This is a genomic window from Micromonospora sp. AMSO1212t (assembly GCF_008868145.1).
Lineage (GTDB): Bacteria > Actinomycetota > Actinomycetes > Mycobacteriales > Micromonosporaceae > Micromonospora > Micromonospora tulbaghiae.
The window spans coordinates 1-323 of record NZ_WBKS01000344.1; the positions used below are offsets into that span (position 1 = coordinate 1).

Sequence of the window (323 nt, forward strand, 5' to 3'; positions counted from 1 at the left end):
CCCTGCCCGAGATCAAGCAGGACGTCACCATCAAGGGCAACAACTCCACCATCAAGCGCGACGCCGAAGACACCTTCCGCATCTTCCGCGTCGTCGACGGCGGCGACCTCACCCTCAAGGACCTCACCGTCAAAGGCGGCAACGCCAACGAGTTCAAGTACCCCGGGCCGTCGGTGCCGAAGGCGGCCGGACCGGACGGCAAGGACGACGACAAGCGCGTCGAGGGTGACGGCGGCGCGCTGCTCGTCGAGCGCGGGGGCAGCGCCTACCTGGACAACGTCAAGCTGGTCGACAACAACGCCGAGGGCGACGGCGGCGCCATC

1 pseudogene is annotated in these 323 nt (G+C 67.8%); it reads left to right on the plus strand.

The features are described from left to right. Positions 1–323 (plus strand): annotated as a pseudogene (locus tag F8279_RS30120) (hypothetical protein); the annotation flags it as partial.